General features: G+C 69.0%; 16 protein-coding genes. 8 read left to right on the top strand and 8 right to left on the bottom strand.

All coding sequences use genetic code 11. The annotated features are described in order from the left end of the window. From ACWEOW_RS10590 to ACWEOW_RS10565, 6 genes are all read left to right on the top strand, one after another. Nucleotides 1-374, top strand: a 374-nt coding sequence (locus tag ACWEOW_RS10590; protein ID WP_452269155.1) for an integrase core domain-containing protein, incomplete at its 5' end; no start/stop codon positions are given. Between the two features lie 73 nt (nucleotides 375-447). Further along, on the top strand, nucleotides 448-1,512 hold the full coding sequence (locus ACWEOW_RS10585) for an RHS repeat-associated core domain-containing protein (RefSeq protein ID WP_452269154.1): 1,065 nt from the start codon (nucleotides 448-450) through the stop codon (nucleotides 1,510-1,512). Between the two features lie 23 nt (nucleotides 1,513-1,535). Beyond that, the gene (locus ACWEOW_RS10580) at nucleotides 1,536-2,276 is read left to right on the top strand and encodes a hypothetical protein (RefSeq protein WP_452269153.1); all 741 of its coding nucleotides are present in this window, start codon (nucleotides 1,536-1,538) and stop codon (nucleotides 2,274-2,276) included. 1,683 nt (nucleotides 2,277-3,959) lie between these two features. Next, nucleotides 3,960-4,115, top strand: a complete 156-nt coding sequence (locus tag ACWEOW_RS10575; RefSeq protein WP_452269152.1) for a hypothetical protein — start codon at nucleotides 3,960-3,962, stop codon at nucleotides 4,113-4,115. Nucleotides 4,116-4,287: 172 nt separating this feature from the next. After that, nucleotides 4,288-6,645 (top strand): arylsulfatase, encoded by a 2,358-nt coding sequence (locus ACWEOW_RS10570; RefSeq protein WP_452269151.1) that lies wholly within the window; start codon nucleotides 4,288-4,290, stop codon nucleotides 6,643-6,645. 77 nt (nucleotides 6,646-6,722) lie between these two features. After that, a complete protein-coding gene (locus ACWEOW_RS10565; protein WP_452269150.1) occupies nucleotides 6,723-7,829 on the top strand; it encodes an MBL fold metallo-hydrolase in 1,107 nt (368 codons plus the stop codon). A gap of 85 nt (nucleotides 7,830-7,914) precedes the next feature. On the opposite strand, the gene ACWEOW_RS10560 is transcribed toward ACWEOW_RS10565, so the two are convergent. The 6 genes from ACWEOW_RS10560 to ACWEOW_RS10535 all read right to left on the bottom strand — a co-directional run bounded on the left by ACWEOW_RS10560 (nucleotide 7,915) and on the right by ACWEOW_RS10535 (nucleotide 13,762). After that, entirely contained in the window at nucleotides 7,915-8,520 is a 606-nt protein-coding gene (locus ACWEOW_RS10560) for a response regulator (RefSeq protein WP_452269149.1), read from the bottom strand. Next, complete coding sequence (locus tag ACWEOW_RS10555; protein ID WP_452269148.1) at nucleotides 8,517-10,511, bottom strand: sensor histidine kinase; 1,995 nt, start codon at nucleotides 10,509-10,511, stop codon at nucleotides 8,517-8,519. The genes ACWEOW_RS10560 and ACWEOW_RS10555 overlap by 4 nt, the downstream gene beginning before the upstream one ends. 4 nt (nucleotides 10,512-10,515) lie before the next feature. Next, nucleotides 10,516-11,232, bottom strand: coding sequence for a hypothetical protein (locus ACWEOW_RS10550; protein ID WP_452269147.1), 717 nt, complete (start codon nucleotides 11,230-11,232; stop codon nucleotides 10,516-10,518). Nucleotides 11,233-11,438: 206 nt separating this feature from the next. Next, nucleotides 11,439-12,221 (bottom strand): hypothetical protein, encoded by a 783-nt coding sequence (locus ACWEOW_RS10545; protein WP_452269146.1) that lies wholly within the window; start codon nucleotides 12,219-12,221, stop codon nucleotides 11,439-11,441. A 10-nt stretch (nucleotides 12,222-12,231) separates the two neighbouring features. Continuing rightward, nucleotides 12,232-13,398 carry a globin domain-containing protein gene (locus ACWEOW_RS10540; RefSeq protein ID WP_452269145.1) on the bottom strand — a complete coding sequence of 389 codons (1,167 nt, stop codon included), beginning with the start codon at nucleotides 13,396-13,398 and terminating at the stop codon, nucleotides 12,232-12,234. A gap of 4 nt (nucleotides 13,399-13,402) precedes the next feature. Then, a complete protein-coding gene (locus tag ACWEOW_RS10535) occupies nucleotides 13,403-13,762 on the bottom strand; it encodes a group I truncated hemoglobin (RefSeq protein WP_452269144.1) in 360 nt (119 codons plus the stop codon). A 520-nt stretch (nucleotides 13,763-14,282) separates the two neighbouring features. Here ACWEOW_RS10535 and ACWEOW_RS10530 point away from each other — a divergent pair. Next, nucleotides 14,283-15,689, top strand: a complete 1,407-nt coding sequence (locus ACWEOW_RS10530; RefSeq protein ID WP_452269143.1) for a pyridoxal phosphate-dependent decarboxylase family protein — start codon at nucleotides 14,283-14,285, stop codon at nucleotides 15,687-15,689. Between the two features lie 93 nt (nucleotides 15,690-15,782). Further along, entirely contained in the window at nucleotides 15,783-17,906 is a 2,124-nt protein-coding gene (locus ACWEOW_RS10525) for a bifunctional lysylphosphatidylglycerol flippase/synthetase MprF (protein WP_452269142.1), read from the top strand. A gap of 24 nt (nucleotides 17,907-17,930) precedes the next feature. On the opposite strand, the gene ACWEOW_RS10520 is transcribed toward ACWEOW_RS10525, so the two are convergent. Together ACWEOW_RS10520 and ptsP are read right to left on the bottom strand one after the other, a co-directional pair. Beyond that, nucleotides 17,931-18,077 (bottom strand): hypothetical protein, encoded by a 147-nt coding sequence (locus ACWEOW_RS10520; protein WP_452269141.1) that lies wholly within the window; start codon nucleotides 18,075-18,077, stop codon nucleotides 17,931-17,933. Nucleotides 18,078-18,198: 121 nt separating this feature from the next. Beyond that, the gene (gene ptsP / locus ACWEOW_RS10515) at nucleotides 18,199-20,736 is read right to left on the bottom strand and encodes a phosphoenolpyruvate--protein phosphotransferase (protein WP_452269140.1); all 2,538 of its coding nucleotides are present in this window, start codon (nucleotides 20,734-20,736) and stop codon (nucleotides 18,199-18,201) included. Nucleotides 20,737-20,791: the final 55 nt, after the last annotated feature.

The raw sequence follows: 20,791 nt of genomic DNA, 5'->3' as shown, positions 1-20,791 counted from the left end.
ACGAGGGCCACGACCTGGCCGGGCTGGTGCACCACTCCGACCGCGGCGTTCAGTACCTGTCGATCCGCTACACCGAACGCCTCGACGAGGCCGGCATCATCGCCTCGGTTGGGTCCAAGGGCGACTCCTATGACAACGCCGCCGCGGAGGCCCTCAACCGGCTGTTCAAGACCGAGCTGATCCACCGAGCCGGCCCATGGCGGTCCCTGGAGCATGTCGAGTTCGAGGTCCTCAAATGGGTCGACTGGTACAACCGCGAACGACTCCACTCCTGGTGCCACGACATCCCGCCCATCGAGCACGAGACCAACTACTACGCTGCCAACACCGCTGCCCCGGCACCCGCCGAGGAAGCACACCTGACTCTCCACTGAACCCGGGGCGATTCACTACACGTGGCTAGGCCAACCCATCGCCGACCAGACCGGCACCAGTAGCGTGGCCTTCGTGACCTGCGACCCGCACGGCACCGGCCAGCTCGCGATCACCGACGCCAACCAGGTCGTCGGGGTCCGCCGGCTCAACCCCTTCGGGGAGACCCGCGGGCCCGGCGGCCTGACGGGCACCACAGGGACCTGGCCTGATGCTCATGGCTTCATCGACAAGCCGGTCAACCCCACCACCGGGTTCAGCCACATCGGGGCGCGGGACTACGACCCCGGCCTCGGGCGGTTCCTGTCCACCGACCCGGTCATGGACCCCGACGACCCCTCCGGGTGGAACCCCTACAGCTACGCCTCAGGCAACCCTGTAGACAATTGGGACCCGTCTGGCCTGATGCGCGTCGCCGACGATCTCGGCCCCTCCTATGTCCCGCCGCCGGTCCACCACACCCAGGCCGCGTCGACGTCGCACCGGTACGTGCCCGCGGCACACCACGGGTTCCGGTACGAGTTCGAACAGGAGCGGCACGAGATGCTCGCCCTGCGTGCCAGAGGGCGCACCCTTCAGGCCGATCGCCGGGTGGAGCGTCCCGCCGAACCGCATGAGAGCACATTCGAACGCATCCATGGCGGCGGCGAAGCGTCACACGTCGCCACCGACTACGTAATCGCTCAATCCGCCAAGGGAATTGAAAAGACGGACGAAGCCGCTGCAGAGATTCTCCGCGGCTCACAGAAGAGCGATGGTCTCATCACGGGCCTGGACGTCGCCAAGAAGTGCTTACTAGGAGTTAGCGGAGTACTTGCTGCGGCTGATAGTTGGCAGCACGACTCGGAGCACGATGGGACATCCGAGCAGATCGACAACACCACCAAGCTCCGACACGCGTTGGTGATCGGCGGATTCAACACCGCCTTTACGGCCGGCGGCGCCGCTCTCGGCGAAGGCGCGGGAGGCGTCTGCGGAGGAATCGGCGATCTGATCTGCGGCCCAGTGCTCGGCGTGATTGGCGGATATTTTGGGGGTGTAGGCGGCAGCGCCGTTGGCGAGAAGGTAAACGGGTTTATCGACTCTATCGTGGTCGGGCCGACTGATCCGGAGGATTATACATGGGTCCCAGCGATCTAGGGAGTGGCGCGGCAGGCTCTCCTGTGCAGTCGTACTATTGGGCCCACGGACGTGAATCCCTCATCGGACGCATTAGCCCCTTGGGTCTCGGCGCGGGCGGAATGATGTTCATCACGGCCGGAATGGCGTTGTCTCCGAGAATTGCGGATCGCCTCCCCGAGGCGCCTCTTGTGGCGTTGAGCGCGACATTCTTGATACTCGCGATGCTCGACATTGGCCTCGCCGTGCTTGTTGGGGCGCGCCCGCCGGGCTCGATTCCATCGCGGAAGCTCGGCGGTTCAGTCACCTTCGGATGTGACCGGCAGAGGCTGGTCTCAACCGTCGTGGGTCTGATTGGGCTTTCCACATTGGGTGCCGCGCTCGTCAGCACCGGCAAAGTTTCGAGCTGGTTCGGCATCTTCGTTCCCGTGTGTGCCGCCGGCGCCGTCTGGGCCTGCTACCTGGTCGCGCGAAGCAAAACACTGACGGTCCGCATTGACGATGACGGGGTGCATGACGACTCGTTTCCCTTCCGGCGGCGTCTGGCAGCGTGGGGGGACATCACATCGGTTGGTATATCCGCGACGACACCGGCAAGCGCCCAAGTTGTTCTGCATGTGAATCTCGAGGCCGAGCATAACCGCGAATCAAGGTTTCGTCGCCGAGATGACCGCCACCTGCACGTCTCAACCTCGTTTCTGACCGTGTCAGCTTCAGAGTTACGTGATGCGATCCTGTCCGATCCGGCATTTCACGTCACTCGTGCTGACGAGCGTGGACACTAGTGGTCTGGCCGTCGAGCGCGAGTGTTTGGGCTGCAGACTGGGCAGCCGCGACGACATTCGCCGTGCCCGGCGCCGGCTGGATGGCAGGCGCGACGCCCGGGCTTGTGGCCGCCGCGCGTGAAGGTGCCGCGGTCGGCTCGGCTGTGCCGGCGGTTGGGCAGCCGTCGCCGCGGGAGGAACGCAAGGCTCGAGAGCTTGAAGTTGAGGCGCAGCGGCAGAGGCACGATGGCTAGGCGTCACGTCCATCAGCCCGGGTCCGATTGCGGATCTGTTGCCGTGATTGGGCGGGTATGTTGACGCGGGATGTCTGTGAATGGCCGGGATTCAAAGTCGGACCCGCCGATGGAGGCGGGCACCAGCTGATCTTCGTTCCGAGATTTACATGGCGAACCGGCGCTGGAACGTTCTTCCTTGCAATGCGTTGGCCTTACGCTTGTTGCGATCTCGGCTCGAGAGATTCCGAAAGTTGGAGGCTTCGTGCGCTCTTATTGGGAGTTCTCGCCGTCCTGCTTTCACTTATGGCACTGCCGTTAGCCGTCTTCAAGCTGGGACAGTTGGTCCTCTCACCTCGTGGTGTGATAACCAGGACGCGACGCGATGTGGTGACATCGGAGTGGTCAACGATCCAGTCCGCTGACTTCAAGAACTCCAGGGCCCTGCTTCACTGCCGTGATAGCAGGATCCAGCCTGTTGCAATTAGCGGGCTGCCAGACCATTCATATGTGGGCTTGATCGAGAGCTTTTTGGTTTCGAAGCCAACATTCGACAGGACGGAGCTTGAGGCCTTGGCCAGCCAGGTGAGCCGCGTTGCTCGGAACCGAACGCTGTGGCGCTATGGTGGCAGAGGGTGGTTGGGGGAGTTTCAGGCATGAGTGTCTGGGGCGCCGACGAGATCCTGATTTGATCATCTTTCGACGAAAGCGCTCCCTAGCAGGTCCTGTCGAGGACATATACACTGGAATAGACAGCGACCAACACAATCCTGGATCGTGTCGGGTGGTTCGCGGCACCATTGTTCCTTGCGGGATTGTCTGTCTCATCGGCGTCGCTTTTCTGTGGGTAGTGGTACTGTCCGCGATGGACGGTGCCGCCGCATGAGCGGGACCAGCCATCGCCGCGGCAGGAGCGCAAGGCCCGGCGTCTAGCTGAGCCAACGGAGGCCAGGAGTGAGCAGCGCCAACGAGGAAGACAGCGTCGGATTGATGATCTTTCGACGCAACCGGACGTGGCAGGACATGATTAGAAAATACACAATCGAAGTCGATGGTCACGATGTCGGTCGAATCCCCAGTGGAGGGACTTTATCCGTGGCGGTCTCCCCTGGAATTCACGCATGCAGGGCCAAGATAAGCTGGACGGGAAGCCCTGTGATATCTGTAAAGGTGTTGCAAGGGCGCCCAGCCGTCGTGTGGGTGACGCCGGGACGCACGGGCTCGCTCGAAAACGCGGCGTCGGAAGACCAATATCTGGCAATATCCGTTGAGGAGTCCGGCGGCGACTAAGGTTACGAACTGTTTCCGGTTTCGATGATGCGGTCGGAATGGTTCGGTAGAGCTTTGATCTGGAGGATATGAATCATCGATGAGTGCATCAAGAACGAACGGCGGGACGTCAGGAATTGCGAGTCGCACGAGAACCATTTTCGGGCTTTGGAGTCATTCCTGGGTGATCTACCCTGGTGCAGTGCTGCTGTTCGCCGGGTACGCCTTGGCGCACTGGGTAGATCAACGTCACTCGATCATGTGGACGATCGTCTCATTCGTCGCGGTGCTTGGTGTGATCATTGATGTTATCTGGTGTTATGTGCTGCCACATGACGGCCGGCCGCCGGATCGGTAGCCAACGAGGTGAATGTTCCAGAGGCTTCGCACCCCAGGAGTCGCCCGTAGGTGGTGTCCGGGCTGCCGCGGCGACACTGGGTCCCGCTGCAGAACCGCCTGCCAGGGGTGATGCCCCTCGCCGGGCAGCGGTCGCAATGTGGGTCGGAGCAGCGCCCGAAAGGAGCCCGACCATGTCCAACCTCCCGCGCACGTCGTTGCCGATCCCGGACCCCGAGGTGACGTCGCCGCCCGTCCTCGATGCCAAGGACCCGGCCGCGACCTATCCGCCGATCGAGCCGATGTACCCGCCCCCGGGGGCTCCCAACGTGCTGGTGGTCCTCATCGACGACTGTGGCTTCGGCGCCTCGAGCGCCTTCGGCGGGCCGATCCGCACCCCGACCTTCGACCGGCTGGCCGCGGCAGGGCTGCGGTACACGCGTTTTCACACGACGGCCTTGTGCTCGCCGACACGGGCGGCGCTGCTGTCCGGCCGGAACCACCACACGGTCGGGATGGGTGGCGTCACCGAGATCGCGACCTCGGCGCCCGGATACAACTCGCTGCGCCCCAAGAACTGCGCACCGCTTGCCGAGACGCTCAAGCTGAACGGCTACTCGACCGCCCAGTTCGGCAAGTGCCATGAGGTCCCCGTCTGGCAGACCAGCCCGATGGGCCCGTTCGACAACTGGCCCTCCGGTGGCGGCGGGTTCGAGCACTTCTACGGGTTCATCGGCGGCGAGACCAACCAGTACGCGCCGGCGATCTACCGCGACACCGTCCCGGTCGAACCAGACCGCACTCCGGAGGAGGGCTACCACTTCACGGACGACATGACCGACCACGCCATCGACTGGGTGCGCCAGCAGAAGGCGCTCATGCCGGACCGGCCGTTCTTCGTCTACTACGCACCCGGTGCGACCCATGCTCCGCACCATGTCCCGACCGAGTGGTCCGACCGGTACCGCGGTGAGTTCGACGCCGGGTGGGACGTCCTGCGCGAGCAGACGCTGAGCCGGCAGAAGGAGCTCGGAGTCGTCCCCGCGGATGCGGAGCTGACCGCCAGGCCGGACGAGATCCCGGCCTGGGACGACATGCCCGACGACCTCAAGCCGGTGCTCGCCCGCCAGATGGAGGTGTATGCCGGCTTCCTCGAGCACACGGACCACCACGTCGGGCGCCTCATCGACGCCATCGACGAGCTCGGCGTCCTCGAGGACACGCTCGTCTATGCGATCGTCGGCGACAACGGGGCCTCGGCGGAGGGCACGCCCGAAGGGTGCTTCAACGAGCTCATCGTCCTCAACGGCGCCAACGCGCTGCAGACCACCGAGTTCATGGCCTCGCGGATCGACGACTTCGGCACCCCGGCGGCATACAACCACTATGCGGTCGGCTGGGCCCACGCGATGGACACGCCGTACCAGTGGACCAAACAGGTCGCGTCGCACTGGGGCGGCACCCGCAACGGCACGATCGTCCACTGGCCGCGAGGCATCGAGGCCAAGGGTGAGCTGCGGCACCAGTTCCACCACGTCATCGACGTCGCGCCCACCATCCTGGAGGCCGCCGGTCTGCCTGAGCCGACGTTCGTGCACGGCATCCAGCAGCGCCCTTACGAAGGGGTCAGCATGGGCTACACCTTCGACGCCGCGAAGGCAGAGGACCGGCACCGCACGCAGTACTTCGAGATGTTCTGCAACCGCGGCATCTACCACGAGGGATGGACCGCGGTGACGCGGCACTCGACCCCGTGGGTCATGGAGGCGCTGCCGTCGTTCGCCGAGGACCAGTGGGAGCTCTACGGTCCGGACGACTGGACGCAGGCTCGCGACCTGGCGGCCGAGCACCCCGACCAGCTCGCGCGGCTGCAGTCGATGTTCCTGCTAGAGGCCGCCAAGTACAACGTGTTCCCGCTCGATGACCGCCGCGTCGAACGCTTCGACCCGGGCATGGCCGGCCGTCCGTCCTTGATCGCCGGCAAGAGCCAGGTGCTGTTCGGCGGGATGGGCCGCCTCACCGAGAACTCCGTCCTCAACATCAAGAACCGATCGCATGCGGTAACGGCCGACGTGACGATCCCGGGCGACGGAGCCAGGGGAGTGGTCGTCGCCCAAGGAGGATCGTTCGGTGGCTGGAGCGTGTACCTCCACGAGGGCGTACTCGCCTACTGCTACAACCTATTCGGCATTCGGCTGTTCAAGGTCTACGGCGAGGAGCCCGTCCCGGAGGGCACGCACCAGCTCCGCGTCGAGTTCGCTTACGACGGAGGCGGCCTGGGCAAGGGCGGCTCGGTCGGGCTTTTTGTCGACGGCCGGAGGACGGGCGGCGGCCGGGTCGAGGCCACGGTCCCGATGGTCTTCTCCGCGGACGAGACCATGGACGTCAGCAGCGACAGCGCCACGCCCGTCAGCGACGACTACGACCTTCGGACCGGGATCTTCACCGGACGCGTCCACCGGGTCCAGATCGACGTCGACGAGAACGCCGAGGACCCCGACCACCTCATCAGCCCCGAAGATCGGATGCGAATCGCGTTGACCCGGCAGTAGCGTGGGTCTTCGACGGGGGCTCGCCGCGGACGTGTTAGCAGATGTAGCGAATTGGGGTTGGCGACATGTCGTTGGCCATGCGTATCGAAGTGCTCCCCGCCCGACTGGGAGACTGCCTGCTCATCGAGTGCCTGCGGCCCGATGGCCGACCGTGGCGAATGCTCGTGGACGGCGGTCCGCCGGACACCTGGCCGCTTCTCGAGGCGCGCCTGAGACGGCTTCCCCAGGACGACCACACCATCGACGTCGCCCTCGTCACGCACATCGACAGCGACCACATCGGGGGCATGCTCCCCCTGCTGTCGAGCGACCTCGCCGGTGACATCAGGGACTTCTGGTTCAACGGCCGCACGCATCTTCCCGGCGCAGACGGCACAGCTCGCAGCATCGAACAAGGCGAGGGGGTGGTCGCCGACCTGCTCGGCAAACCTGGCCCGGGGGCGGGCAGGGCCAGTCGCGCCGCGCTGCCGTGGAACGTCGCCTTCGGGGGTGGGCCCATCGACCTGGGGACGGAGAAGGGCTTCCCGAGGGTCAACGTGCCGGACGGACCCACGATCTCGGTCGTGTCTCCTACGACCGAGCGGCTCCGCGCCTTGAGCGCGAAGTGGGCCCAGGCGCTCCAGGACGCGCGACGTGCAAGCCGGCCCCTTCCGACCCCCGACGTCCTCGAACCCTTGGACGACCTCGTACGCATTGCCGCCCGCAAGACAGCCCGGGACACGTCAGTCCCCAACGGCAGCAGCATCGGCCTCATCGTGGAGCATCGCGGGGTGACAGCGGTGCTCGCGGGGGACTCCTACGGCACCGTGCTCGCGACCGGCCTCGCCGCCGCTGCGAAGGCCCGGGGCAAGGAGAGGCTCGACGTCGACGTGTTCAAGCTGCCGCACCACGGGAGCGAGGCCAATGTGCTTCGCGCCCTCGTCGCTGCGGCTCCGGCCAAGAACTACATCGTCTCGAGCAACGGCGACGTCTTCCACCACCCCGACGACGCGGCCGTGGCCAGAGTCGTCACCGGCGCTCCACCTGGCGCGACGCTCTGGTTCAACTACAAGAACGACCGGACTGCGCGCTGGGGCGACCCCGACCTGATGAGCCGCTATGGCCACTCGGTCGCCTACCCAGACCCGGCGGACCCGGCTGCAGGTGTCGTCCTGGAGCTGCCCGCAGGGTCGTCAGACACCTAGCAAGCCGAGGGTGAACGGCCGGGTCGGTCGTGAGGCTTTGCCGGGCGCGCTCGTCTGCCGCCACTGTGAACCCGTGGAGCATCGCTCACAGCCCGCGGGCGCGGAAAGCGGCTTGGGTGCGGTCGCGCACCTGGAGCTTCGCGAGCACGTGCGAGACGTGGTTCTGGACCGTCTTGACGCTGATGTCGAGCTCGCGGGCGATCTCGGTGTTGCTGCGGCCCTGGGCCAGCAGCGCGAGGACCTCGGCCTCGCGCTCGGTGAGGTCGGGGTGGGCCGGGCCGCGCCGGCTCAGGAACTGTTGGGCGGCGCGGGCTCCCACGACGGCTCCGCCGGATGCGACCGTGCGGATCGCCGCCACCACTTCCTCCTGGGCGGCGCCCTTGAGGACGTACCCGCTCGCGCCCACCTGGAGCGACGCGGTCACCGCGTCCGGGTCCTCGACCATCGTGAGCACGAGCACGGCGGGGCGCCGCTGGAGGCGCACGAGCCGTCGGATCGCCTCGAGCCCAGGGAGTCCCGGCATATTGAAGTCGATCACCACCACGTCGGGGGTGAGGGCCGCTGCGAGCTGGATGGCAGTGTCCCCGTCTCCGGCGAGACCGACGACCTCGGTGTCATCGACCGTCGCGAGCAGCCCCGCCAGCCCGTCGCGGAAGAGCGGATGGTCGTCTACGACGAGGACGCGGATCACGGCACGGCCGCCATCGCTCGCACAGGCGCGGGCAGGCGCACCGAGACCGTCGTCCCGGACCCCGGCACGGCGACGATCGCGAACGTTCCACCAATCTCCTCCGCCCGTTCGCGCATGCCCGGCAGGCCGATTCCGCCTTCCCGGGGGACCAGCACGCCGGTGCCGTCGTCGCTCACCTCGAGGTCGACCGACCCGTCGGCGTGGCGGAGCCGGAGGCACACGTGCTCTGCGCGCGCGTGACGCACCGCGTTCGCCAGCGCCTCCTGCACGATCCGGTATGCCGCAACCTCGGTTGCCGCCGGAAGCCGCGGCAGCTCGTCGGTATCGATCTGCACCAGCAGGTCGGCTCCGGCGACGAGCCCGTCCGTGAGCTGCCGGACGGCCTCGACGAGCCCGAGCTCGTCCAGGGCGGGAGGGCGCAGCCCCTCGACGATCCGGCGCACGTCGACCACAGTCGCCTGGATGCCGGACCGCAACGCGACAAGGGCGGCATCCGCTTCCGGCGACCCGCCGTCCGGGGTGCCCAGCCGGTTGCGCGTCGTGTCAACGCGCAGGCTAAGGCTTGCCAGTGCCGGGCCGAGCCCGTCATGAAGGTCCCGCCGCAGCCGCCGTCGCTCCTCCTCGCGGGCGCTCACGAGCCTCTCCTGGGACGCCCTGACCGCGTCGAGGAGCCCCTGCGCATGGGCGACCGTCCCCAGCTGCCTGGCGAGGTCGACGAGGAGATGGCGGTCGCTCTGCCGCAACGGTCTTCGCGCCCAGGCGAGATTCCCGACCACCGCGCCGTAGGACGTCATCGGCAGCCGGTCGAGGTCGCTGGTGGCGGTGCCGTATGCCGCAAGGGTCCGGCCGTCGGGATCGGTGATCTCCACGTAGGGCAGCCCGAGTCCGGAGCCGACCTCCTCGACCAGGGAGGCGAGCAGGGCCGGCACGTCTGTCGCGTCCCCAAGGCGTCGTGCTGTCGCCGCGAGGACGTCACCAGGCCTCGACCACTGGCCGTAGACGACTCGGTTCGACGCTGCCTGGAGTGCGTCGCGCATGGGTGCGAAGCTCACGGCGACCACGCCGGCCGCCACCCACGGGAGCCACGCGGCGCCGCTGCTCTGCAGGATGGATCCGACGCCCGCGATGACCACCGCATACAGGCCGGCGACCGCCACCCAGAGGGTGCCGTAGGCCAGCGAGCGGTTGACCAGCAGCGGGATGTCGTAGAGGTGGTGCTGCAGCACGGCCAGGCCCAGCGCGACCGGCACGGGCAGGCTGGTGATGCCGAAGATCAGCGGTGTCGCCGCGTCGCCGAAGCTCAGGACCAGCCCGGCGACCGGGCACAGGAACGCGATCCCGAAAACGGCCGTCTGTTGGCGCCCGAGGGGGTTTCCTCCGCGGTACTGCTGCACGAGGCACGAGACCGCGAGGCCGATCGCGGCGATGCCGCACAACAGGGTGAGCGCACCGAACGCCTCCATGCCAGGCGCGACGGAGTGTGGCAGCCCCACCGGGTTGTCGATGTGGCCCACCCGGAGGTCGCTGAGCGTCGGCGAGAGGATGCCCGCGAGCGAGAACAGGGCGACCGTCGTGGCAGCCACGACTCGGGCCGTGCGCCGGAGCCGGGTCGAGTGGGCCGGCCAGCCGTCGGGGAAGACCAACGGAAGCCATGCCACCGCGACCAGCCAGGGCAACCCCCGAAGAAACGTCCCGGCGACCGACATCAGTGCGGCGAAGGTGCTTGCCGGATCGCGTTGCAGCGCCTGATAGGACGCGGCGACCAGCGCCTGCCCGACGCCCCACACCGGCACGATGAGGACCGCGAGCCAGCCGACGACGTGGCGCGGGTGGTGCCAGATGATGAGCAGGCCCACGACGGCATACGCCGCGATGGCGCAGGCTACTGCGAGCTCACCCCAGCGTGCGGGCCCCGGCTCAGCCAGCGCGACGGCGACGGCTTCGCTGACGGCCCCGAGGAGGACCGCCAGCGCCGCCAAGGATCGTGACACGGGATCAGGATGCTGCATCCGCGCTATGCGGCACCCGCGATTCGCGAGGTTCACCGGAACCCCTCAGGCACAGGACGCCGAGGCCCACCCACCAGATCAGCCACACCATCGAGGTGGCGTTCTGCGCGAACGGGGTGACCACGAGTCCGACGGCACCGAAGCCGACACCACCCCAGCCGACCCACCGCCGATGCATACGCTCGGCAAGAGCGGCCACGCCCAGGGCCAGGGCCATCGCGCACGTCGTGGCGACCTGAAGGTAGAAGGCGAAGGTGCGCACGTCCATGACCATCGATGCCGCACCCGCGTCGCCGCCGTGCTGGAGCCCGTACATCGCAGCCGCACCGGGAGCGAAACCCACCGCAAGCGTCGAGGCCACGTATGCCGTGCCGAACGCCAGGAACGACCCGGATGCGACCCGGCCCACCTCCGTCCGACGGCTGAACAGCCGGGCGAGGATCACCAGTGCCGGAACGAGCACGAGGAAGGACAGCGCCTCGACGTAGCCGCCGGCGAAGGCACGGGTGGCGTCGGCGCCGCCGATGATGCGCACGAAGTCGGCCACCGGTGTGCCTTGCTCGGTCGCGGCCTCCTGGCTGAAGCCTGCGAACATGAGCACGACATGGGCCACGGCGAGCCCTCCCGCCGTCCGCCACAGGACGCGGGGGCGGATGCCGGTGAGTGGGGTGAGAGTGGGTGTGGGCGTGATCTCGGCGCTCATGGAAACCTCCGTCGGTCGAGCGCGACTGCTGACGACCTGAGGTTCCCCGATCTCACCCCCTGGCGAATCGGGCCGCCTCCCAAGGCATCCGGGAACTTCTCCCGGCCGTCCGGATCTCCACTGCAGGCTCGCCAGGCGTCACCGCTCACCGCGGGTCGGCTCAGCGATCTCCGAGCCTTGCGGCCCGGCCCCAGCACCCCGCCGCGTCAGCGGGGGCCCTCCTCCCACGTGGAGTCGCGGTGGAAGTACGAGATCGAGTTCGTCGCCGCTGCGATCGGGGGCCAGGCTGTGGCACCGTTGGTCTCCGTGGGCCTGGCGGACGATGTCGACCTCGGTGCAGTGCCCGACGGCTCGCCCGGCCGCCACGGATCACTGGGCTGCCACGGCGGCTCGGTCGGGCGCCACGGATCACTGGGCTGCCACGGCGGCTCGGTCGGGCGCCACGGCGCTTCCGTGGCTGCGGTCGGCGCGGGCCCCGCGGGCGGCTGGCCTGCTGCGGACCCGTACGTGCCGGGCGTGGGCCGCGGGGCCTCCCGAGTGGCTGGAGGCGCCGGCGGTGCGGCCCGGGGTGCGGGCGGTGGTGCGCTCGGCGCGGCGGCCGCCGAGGTGCCCTCGGCCATCGCCGCGAGCTGGTCGAGCTCGTCGTTGAGAGCCGCAAGCACCGACTTGAGCTGGGTGTGGGCCACGCGAGCGTAGGTCCGCACGTAGGCAAGCTGCTGGGCGTCCACTGCGCCACCACCGCCCCCGGCCTGCTCGGCGCGCGCACCCTCGGCGGTCGCCACCTGCTGAGCGGCCGTCTGGGCGCGCTGGAGGATCTGCCGGTACTGCTCGCGGGCCGACTTCTCGAGGTCGCGGGCGTAGGACTGGGCCTCGGCGACGGCCTCGTCCGCCGCTCGCTGTGCCTTGGCGAGCAGCTCGACTGCGCGGAGGCTCACCTCCGCGTACTTGTCTTCCTGGGACGTCGTGACGTTGTTCGCACCGTCGTTCACGGCAACCCTCCTATCTTGTGGGCCGACCGACGGCCGTCGCCTCGACCGGCGGTTCCGAGGTGATGGCGAACTCCTCGAAGGAGATGGACTCGGGAGCCTTCGGGCTCGCCATGAGGGCCGCCGTCGTGTGCGACACCATGAGCGGCGACCCGCAGACGAGCGCGTCATACGCTCCGGGCATCGTCACCGAGGCTGCCACGTCTCCGACGAGACCGCGAGCGCCGGGGTAGGTCGGATCGTCCGACACCGCCTCGGTCGCCGAGAACCAGGGGTACTGGGCAAAGTGCCGCAGGCGGTCGCTGGCATACAGGCTCCACGCGAAGCGGGCGCCATGGACGAGGTGCACCCGACGGGTCGTCTGCCCCGCGAGCCACGCCCGCTCGATGTCCTCGAGGAGGGCAAGGAACGGCGCGATCCCGGTGCCTCCGCCGACCATGAGCAGGTCCTGCTCGGCCGCGGCGTCGATCGTGAGAGCCGTGCCGACCGGGGCGCCGAGGCGGATCCGGTCGCCCGCGCGTGCGGATGCCACGAACGGCCGGCTGACCAGGCCGCCGGGCACGAGGCCGACGTGGAACTCCATCCAGCCGTCGCCTCGCGGGGCGTTCGCCGGGGTGAAGTAGCGCCATACCCGCGGCGCCTGCGGGATGGTGACGGCCAGCGACTGCCCGGACTCGTACGGGACGGGGGTGTCCGGCCGGACCCGCACGATGGCGATCTCCCGGCTCACCCGGGTCGCCTCGATGATCTCTGCGTCCCACCACGCGGGCTGCGTGTCCTCGACCGCCTCGGCCGCCCCGACCATCGTCGTGGCGACGACGCCGTAGGCGTCGGCCCAGTCGCGGGCCACGTCCGCCGACCACGCGTCGCCGAGGAAGTGCTTCAGGGTCCACAGGAGCGAGGCACCGACGGCGTCGTAGTGCTCGGCGATGACGCTGAACCGGCGATGGTCGCGACCGAGCTGCTCGACGTACGGCACGACCTCGCCCAGCTGGTCGACGTTGCTGACGATGCGGCCGAGCGCGCCGACGAGGCGGTCGCGCTGGGCGTCCATCGTCAGCGGGAACATGTCCCGCAGCTCCGGGTGCGTGACGAACAGGTGCGAGTAGAAGTACAGCGCTACGTCGTCACCGTGCAGGGTGACCTCGTGCCAGGTCGACTTGAGTCGATCTGTGTCCATGTGGTCAGGGTGCGGTCACGATGGAGTCGCGCACCTGTCCGAGCGCAGCCCCCACGCGGCCCTGGATGTCGTCCGGCACGCCGGCGTCGTCGAGGGTGGACATGAGGTGGGAGCCGACGCGGTCGTAGTCGCCATGAGTGATGCCGAGCGGCGCGTGTGCCTCGTCGAGCGCACGGCCGTCGTACCCGTTCGGGCCACCGAGGATGGTCGTGATCATGAGCACCTGGTGGCGCTTGAGGGTCGGGAGCGACACATCGTCGAAGTAGTGGCTGACCTGGTCGTCCGCGGTGAGCCGGCGGTAGAACTCGTCAACCACCGCGCTGACGGCGGGGCCGCCGCCGATCCGCTCATAGTCACTGGCCATGTCGTTGCCTCCAATGCGTTCGATGTAGCCGGGCACTGGGCGCCACTAAACCACAATCCGCCCGAACAACGCAGGTCGGAGAATCTGGACCAAAGGTTGCGGATTCGCCAACACTGTGATCGGTGCGTGCGCGCGTATGCTGTCCCGCCGGCCGGGCGGCATACGGTGCCCGCGCAGCGCTACCGCCTCAGACCACAGCGCGGCACTCACGGGGCGAGTGTCGGCAGTGGTCAGGCATCGAGCAGGGGGAACCCCGCGAGGATCTGCTGCAGGTGCATCACCTGGCGCGGCAGGAACTTCTGCCCAGCAGGTGCGAGAAGGGAGCCAGGCTCACGAGCATTCGCCGCCCAGGGTCGTGATCCGAGCCGGCGCCTTGCCACTGAGGCCACACCAGGCGCAGATGTGTGCCACCCGAGAGGTCGTCCACGAAGACAACCTAGGAGGGCGCGCGGCTCGTGCACCAGACGTCGGAGCCGCTTGTCGGCTGCTGTCGCCGGCGGCCCCAGGGCAGACTTTCGTCATGTCACCCGCACCGCTCGACATCTCTGAAGAAGACTTCACGGCGCTGATGGATCGTGTGGGCGAGGAGGCGGTTCGCTACCTCCGCCATCTCGACGCCGTACCGATCCGACCGGAGACCAACGGGCCGGACAGCCTCGCGCTCTTCGGCGGACCCGCCCCCGAGCAGGGCATCGGGCCGGCCGCGCTCGACGCGCTGGGCGACGTGGTCCGGCACAGCCGGGCCGGGAACGCGCGCTTCTTCGGCTACGTGATGGGCTCAGGGGAGCCGGTGGCCGCGCTGGGAGACTTCTTCGCCTCGGTCATCAACCAGAACGTGACGGGCTGGCGCTCCGGGCCCGCGACGGCCGTGGTCGAACGGAGTGTGGTCGGGTGGCTGGCCGACGCGCTCGGCTGCTCGGGCTTCTCGGGAACGCTGACCAGTGGTGGCTCCTTGGCCAACCTGATGGGCCTGGCCATGGCCCGTGAGGCCAAGTCCCCGGCCAACGCGAGCGGAGCGACTGGCGGCGTCGTCTACGCCTCGAGCGAGGTGCACATGTCGATCGGCAAGGCGGTCGGCCTGCTCGGCCTGGGCCGCGACAACCTGCGGCTCCTGCCCTGTGACGCGAACCTGCGCCTGGACCCGGCCACGCTGGGCCGCGCCATCTCGACGGACCGGGCTGCCGGGCGGACGCCGATCGCCGTGGTCGCCAACGCCGGCACAGTCGTCACGGGTGCGGTCGACCCGCTGGCAGACATCGTCGCGGTCGCGCACGCCGAGGACGTGTGGGTGCATGCGGACGGTGCGTACGGCGCCCCGGCGGCGATGGTCGAGCCGGAGCTGTTCGAGGGACTCGGTGACGTCGACTCGTTCTCTCTGGACGCCCACAAGTGGCTCTACCAGCCGCTCGACTGCAGCGTGCTGTTCTTCCGGGACCCGTCAGCGGCGCAGCGCGCATTCGCGCTCACCGACGACTACGCCGCCTCGCTCAGCGTCGACCCGGTCGAGGGACAGGTCTTCTTCGAGGAGACGCTGGAGCTCTCTCGACGGGCGCGGGCCCTGAAGCTGTGGCTGTCGCTGCGCTACCACGGCCTGGCGGCCTTCCGAGAGTCCATCGCCGGCAACATCAGGCAGGCCCGCCGGCTGGCAGCCCTGGTCGATGCAGAGCCGGCGCTCGAGCGCGCCGCCGAGGTGCCCCTGTCGGCGGTCTGCTTCCGGTGGACGGGCGGGGACCCATCGAAGCTGGACGCGGCGAACGCGGCGATCCTTGACCGCGTCAACCGACGGGGCCGGGTGTACCTGTCCAACGCCACCGTCCGCGGACACTTCGTGCTTCGCGCCTGCGTCACCAACCACCGCACCACGGACGAGGACATCGACGCCGTCGTGCACGAGGTGCTCGCGGCCGCCTCTCCGGCATCCGTCTGATGCTCATCCTCAGGTCGAAGGAGTTGGACTGGACATCTGGCCGCTTGTTGCCATTCCGCCGTGGGCGGGCGGCAGGAGCGGGACCATGGACGCATGCCCCGTCCCTGGACGGTGGTGCGTCGCCTACCTCTGACGAGCGCCCTCGTCGTCGCCATTCTGGCGCTCTCGGTCGTGACCCGGACTCTCTGGAACCCGCTCCTCGACCAGCCTTTCCATGCCTCGGTGGCCTACGGCCTGCCAGCCTTCGAGGAGGGCAGGTGGTGGACCGTCATCACAGGGGCGTTCTTCGCGACGCAACCGCTCAGGTACATACCGATTCTATTGGGGCTCATGGCTTTCGGCGGTTTCGCCGAGTGGCGCCTCGGGACGGGCCGGTATGCCGTGGCGTTGGTGACCTGTCACGTCGTGGCCGTCGTGGGCGCCACCGGTCTGCTGTGGCTGACGCGGGACCACGGCTATCTCTGGACGACCACGCTCGGGCGAGCCGTGGACGCCGGGCCCTCTGCCGGCTTTCTCGGGGCGGCCGCCGCGGCCTCGGTCACCCTGCTGCCGCCATGGCGGGGCCGGCTGCGAATGCTGCTCGTGGCGTACGTGGTGCTGTTCGTCATCTACATGGGCTCGCTCGCGGATGTCGGGCACGTCATCGGCGTCGCCTGGGGCCTGGCCTTGGGGCCGCTGCTCTATGGCAGGGCACCGTCTCTGACGTTCCGCCAGCTGACCCGCCGCGACTACCGGCTGCTCGCGTCGGGACTGTTCGTCCTCGCCGCGATCGAGGGCCTCATCCAGCCCTTCACCACGGCGAACGGCCCGTTCGACACGACCCTGTCGGCGGCCGCACGGGCGGAGGAGCTGGCGCACCGCGACCTGCTCGCCGGCACGATCATGGCGGTGATCTGGCTCTGGCTGGCCCGGTCGCTGTACAAGGGACGGCGGCGGGCCTGGCGCTGGGCGATCGCGGTGCTCGTCGTCGTCATGGGGATCCAGGTGGCGAACCTCGCCTACATGTTCGTCGTCGGTGAGCCGGGGAAGGTCCCGATTGCCTGGGACCTGTTCGGCAACGCGATCGGCCTCGCGGTGCTCCTTGTCGGCCGTCGCGCCTTCCGCAACCCGTCACCCCGCCGGGCTCGCCGCACGACCGGGAACCTCGTCGCACCAGCGGACGACGACCAGCGCGCTCGAGCCGCGGACCAGCTGCGCAAGTACGGCACGGTCAACCGGCTCGCGTGGATGACGACGTGGCCGGAGAACCGGTGGTTCGAGTCGCGCACGGTGCCTGGTTTCGTCGCCTACCGGGTCCACGCCGGGGTGGCGATCGGGCTGTGCGACCCGGTCGCGGCGACGGCCACAGACCGGTCGGCGCTGCTCGGCGACTACGCCGACACCGTCCATGCCCAGGGGCTCGTGCCATGCCTGTTCACGGTGACGTCCGAGGCGTCGGCCCAGGCGAAGGCGCGCAGCTGGCACTGCCTCCAGGTGGCCGAGGAGGCGTGGATCGACCTGCCGACGCTCGACTTCGTGGGCAAGGCGTGGCAGGACGTCCGGACCGCGCTGAACCAGGCCGGCAAGCTCGGCGTGCGGTTCCGGCTCGGACCTCTTGCCGACATGCCCCGCGGGATCCAGATGCAGGTCAAGGCGATCTCGTCCGAGTGGGTCGAGGACAAGGGCCTGCCGGAGATGGGCTTCACCCTCGGCGGTGTCGACGAGGCGCTGGACCCGGATGTCCTCGCGGGCCTGGCCATCGACGAGGACGGGACCGTCCACGGCGTCACGTCCTGGATGCCCGTCCACCCGGGCGGGGGCGCCGACCCGGTGGGCTGGACGCTCGATGTCATGCGCCGGCTGCCCGGAGGCTTCCGCTACACCATGGAGTACCTCATCGCCTCCGCGTGCATGGACTTCAAGCAGCAAGGATGCGCCGTCGTCTCCCTGTCTGGAGCACCACTCGCCCGGACCGCGCCAACGGTGGGCGACGAGGGCCTCGACCGGGGGACGCTCGACACCTTCCTGGACCGGCTCGGCGCGTCGCTGGAGCCGTACTACGGCTTCCGGTCGCTGCACGCGTTCAAGGCGAAGTTCCAGCCCCGTCCCGAGCCCTTGTTCCTCGTCTTCCCGGACGAGGCCGCGCTTCCGCGCATCGGGCTGGCGCTGAGCCGGGCGTACCTGCCCGAGGCGAGCGTCCGTGACCTGGTCGCCCTCGCCCGGTCGGGGCACGGCTGAGGCGCAGGTCTGCTCCGGGCAGCCTCAGGCCGGAACGCCGTTGCGGGGGGCATGCGGCCGCGTGAAGGCACGCACGATCTCCGAGCACGCGAGCGCGCCGACCACGGTGCAGCCCATGACGAAGGCCATCGCGATGTTGCGGGCGCGAGGCGCCAGTGTCTGCAGGGTCATCTCGACCTCCTCTCGCGTTCCCCGATCTCCGGTGGCCGGCCGCTGGCCATGGCCACACTTCCTGCTTGACAGAGTCGCGAAGCCCACCGGCGATACTCACCCCCAGCAGGTTGGTCACGGTTCAGGCCGTGACCTCCGAGATCGCCGCGAGGACGAGCTTGCGGACGTCGTTGGCGCTGGGCATGGTCAACGCGCGCTGCGCCAGCTTGGCGCATCGGTCGACATTGAGCTCTCGGACCGCCGCTTTGACTCTCGGAACGGCCGGAGGCGCCACGCTGAGCTCCCGAACGCCGAGGCCGGCCAGCACCGGGATCGCCAGATCGTCCGATGCGGCCTCGCCGCACACGGCGACGTCGATGCGCCCGGCCGCCGCGCGACACACGTGGTCGACCAGGTGCAGCACCCCTGGGTCGAGCGCGTCCGAGAGAGCTGCGACGCCGCTGTTTCCCCGCTCGGCCGCGAGCGTGTACTGGGTCAGGTCGTTGGTGCCGATGCTGACGAAGTCCACATGGGGCAGGAACGTCTCGATCTTCAGGGCGGCCGAGGGGACCTCGATCATCGTGCCCAGTCGCAGGCCGGCCGGGAGGCCGGACGGTCCCGCAGCGTCGGCGAGCACCTGACGTGCCTCGACGACCTCGTCGAGCGTCGACACCATGGGGATCATGATGCTCGTGGGGTAGCGACGCGCCGTATGACACATCGCCACCAGCTGGTCGCGAAGAAGGTCCCGGTGCTCGAGGCTGAGGCGTATGCCGCGCCGGCCGAGGAACGGGTTGGCCTCGTCGGCCATCGGCAGGTAGGGCAGCGGCTTGTCACCTCCGACGTCGAGCGTTCGCAGCGTGACCCGCCGCCCGCCCATCGCCTCAGCGATCCGGTCGTACTCATCCTGTTGCTCCTCGACGCTCGGTGCGGCAAGTCGGTCGAGGAAGAGGAACTCGGTGCGGACCAGTCCGGCCTCGTCGGCGCCGGCGTCGTGCGCCGCCTGAGCGTCGCCCACCGATCCCAGGTTGGCGGCAACGACGAACCGCACGTCGTCTCGGGAGACCGCCGGCTGGTCCGCGAGGGCCACCTGCTCAGCACGCAAGCGTGCGGCATTCAAGGCACGTCGCTCGAACTCCTCGACCACGCTCGAGGGTGGATCGACGTGCAGCTCACCCGTGCCCCCGTCGAGCACGACGACGGTTTCCTCCGGGACGTCCAGGACCTCGGGCCCGGCAGCAACGACGACCGGAATGTTGCGGGCCCGGGCCAGAATGGCGGCGTGGGAGGTCGGACTCCCCTGAGCGAGAACGACTCCCGTCACGAGCGTCAGATCCAGAGCCGCGGTCTCGGCGGGCGTCAGGTCGTCGGCCACGAGGACACCGGATGCGGTCATGGCGCGGGCGAGACGACCCGTCATCACCCGGAGCACCTGGTCGCTCACGGCGCGGACATCCGCGGCCCGCTCCCGCAGATAAGGGTCGGGAAGGCCCGCCCATTCGCGCTCGACGGCAGCAAGGCTGTCTGCCCATGCCGCAACGGCGCCCATGCCGGCGCTGATGCGAGCCTTGACATCGGCGAGCAGCTCGGCGTCGGACAGGAGCGACAGGTGTGCGTCGAAGATGCCGGCCTGCTCGGCCCCGGCTTCGCGCGCGGTGAGGACCCGGACGTGCTCGATCTCCCGACGAACGGCCGCAACGGACTCGACGATGCGGCGCCACTCTGCCGCCGGCTCGCCGACGGGGTGCGCCTCGACGTCGACCGGGGCGGCGACCAACCGCCGGACAGGTCCGATGGCGATCCCCGGCGACGCGGGGACCGGCCCGGTGCTGCTCGTCACAGCCGAGCCCGGGCGGGACGACTCGATGACCCTCTGGGCCGGCTCGACCACGGCCGCCGACCCGACGGGTTCGTCGAACCGGCGCTTGGCCAGAGCGAGCACGTGCTCGACGGCCTCTTGGGCCTGTGGCCCCGACGCACGGACCTCGACGTCGTGGCCCGACAGGGCCGAGAGCGTCGCCACGCGGCTCAGGCTGCCGGCCGGGACCGGGCCCACGCCGGTAGTGAGGTTGCGGAGCTCGACGGTCGCGTCGAGCGCGCGCACCTCGCTGACCAGGCGGGCTGCAGGTCGTGCGTGCAGCCCGTGGGGGTTGTCGACGCGGAAGACCGCTACGACCTCGTCGAGACCCACGTCGACGACCTCGGGCTCCCCGCCCTCGAATGGTGTCGACAGGTGAGCGGCTTTGCCCATCAAGGCTCCCCGCGCCTCGGCTGCGACCTCTGAACGGCTGGCCCCACCCGCAGCCGCGACGGCTGCGACGATGAGGCCCTCGACGAGAGGAGCGGGGGACAGCGTCACCCGGTCGCGGACGGATGGATCCGGGAGCAGGTCGAGCGCCAGCTCGGCACTCAGCAGGGCACTGCCGAGATCCATGAGGACGACGACGCCGGCGGGCCCGTCGGCGCGCTCGATCGCCTCCATGATGCCGACCGCATCGGTCCCGAACGTCGTGTCGTCCAGTCCCGCGGCGACCTCGACGGTCACCGGGCGGCCGTGGAGCATCTCCGCAGCCAGCGCGACGGCGGCGCGCGCCAGCGCACGGCTGTGCGAGACGACGACGAGTCCGACCCTCCTCTGGTCGTCCGGCGGCGGCGCGTCGGCCGTAGAGCTCTGAGTCATGTCCACTGCGCTCCTCGTTGGTCAGGCATGGGTATGCCGTCGGCGACGTCACCCA

This window comes from Monashia sp. NPDC004114 (genome assembly GCF_053603855.1).
The sequence above is the reverse complement of the archived record's forward strand: the minus strand, read 5'-3'. Positions and strand labels throughout refer to the sequence as shown.

Excerpts from the sequence above, each read along its gene's own strand:
- ACWEOW_RS10570 (WP_452269151.1), top strand. The coding sequence starts at position 4,288 with ATGTCCAACCTCCCGCGCACGTCGTTGCCGATCCCGGACCCCGAGGTG.
- ACWEOW_RS10565 (WP_452269150.1), top strand. The coding sequence starts at position 6,723 with ATGCGTATCGAAGTGCTCCCCGCCCGACTGGGAGACTGCCTGCTCATC.
- ACWEOW_RS10550 (WP_452269147.1), bottom strand. The coding sequence starts at position 11,232 with ATGAGCGCCGAGATCACGCCCACACCCACTCTCACCCCACTCACCGGC.
- ACWEOW_RS10540 (WP_452269145.1), bottom strand. The coding sequence starts at position 13,398 with ATGGACACAGATCGACTCAAGTCGACCTGGCACGAGGTCACCCTGCAC.
- ACWEOW_RS10535 (WP_452269144.1), bottom strand. The coding sequence starts at position 13,762 with ATGGCCAGTGACTATGAGCGGATCGGCGGCGGCCCCGCCGTCAGCGCG.
- ACWEOW_RS10530 (WP_452269143.1), top strand. The coding sequence starts at position 14,283 with ATGTCACCCGCACCGCTCGACATCTCTGAAGAAGACTTCACGGCGCTG.
- ACWEOW_RS10525 (WP_452269142.1), top strand. The coding sequence starts at position 15,783 with ATGCCCCGTCCCTGGACGGTGGTGCGTCGCCTACCTCTGACGAGCGCC.
- ACWEOW_RS10520 (WP_452269141.1), bottom strand. The coding sequence starts at position 18,077 with ATGACCCTGCAGACACTGGCGCCTCGCGCCCGCAACATCGCGATGGCC.
- ptsP (WP_452269140.1), bottom strand. The coding sequence starts at position 20,736 with ATGACTCAGAGCTCTACGGCCGACGCGCCGCCGCCGGACGACCAGAGG.